General features: G+C 46.4%; 1 protein-coding gene and 1 pseudogene. One reads left to right on the top strand and one right to left on the bottom strand.

Features of this window, described 5'->3' with window-relative positions; all coding sequences use genetic code 11:
* The coding region (locus tag ACOCD2_RS24870) for a hypothetical protein (RefSeq protein WP_419584055.1) at window positions 1-232 on the top strand (232 nt) is incomplete at its 5' end.
* Window positions 233-369: 137 nt separating this feature from the next.
* Here ACOCD2_RS24870 and ACOCD2_RS24865 read toward each other — a convergent pair.
* Window positions 370-519 (bottom strand): annotated as a pseudogene (locus ACOCD2_RS24865) (IS1595 family transposase); the annotation flags it as partial.
* Between the last annotated feature and the right edge of the window lie 104 nt (window positions 520-623).

Here is a 623-nt window from a genome sequence, read left to right as displayed (position 1 = left end):
CGGATCACATTCCGGGACACGGTTGTTTTGCACGACCTCATTGTTGAAAAGAATTCTTCGTAAATACGACATGGATTTGCTCATCCTTGTCAATCTGCAGTGCAGCGAGAAAGAAACCCACCGAAGGAACAGCAAGTACACCAATACTGTTACTGTGGTGCGTGTGACGAGTAGTCTGGATTTCGAGTACTTTGAAGGCCGTATCAATCATCCATACAGCCCACGATTCTGAATTCACCATACAACATTCTACGCCGGTACGGCTACTTTGCTGTGTGTCATCGGGTCATCTTATAGATATTTTTTTGTTCTTCCCCTGATCGAGTGGGTATGTCGGTTCTCCATCAATATATGTCGGGTTCCATGTGATTACCCACCAATCTCAGCCATTCGTAAGAAACGATACGGCATGGGCGGCGTCCTGAGGCCAACGTAGGCGAGTCGCTCAATCATGTCATCCAATCGACACCGCCGATTGAACCGATACTCAAACTTTGCAAGATACCTAGTGTAGTGTTGCATTTTGCTTGGAACTTAACCGGCGATTAGCACGAACAACTTTAGCCAAGATATCCTTAGCCTTGGCTGTCCAGATGAATGGCTTGGGTTTTTGGTTGTGTATG

Source organism: Thiolapillus sp. (assembly GCF_048562965.1).
Taxonomy (GTDB): domain Bacteria; phylum Pseudomonadota; class Gammaproteobacteria; order Chromatiales; family Chromatiaceae; genus Thiolapillus; species Thiolapillus brandeum_A.
Note: the sequence above shows the minus strand (reverse complement) of the source record. Positions and strands in the feature narration are given on the sequence as shown.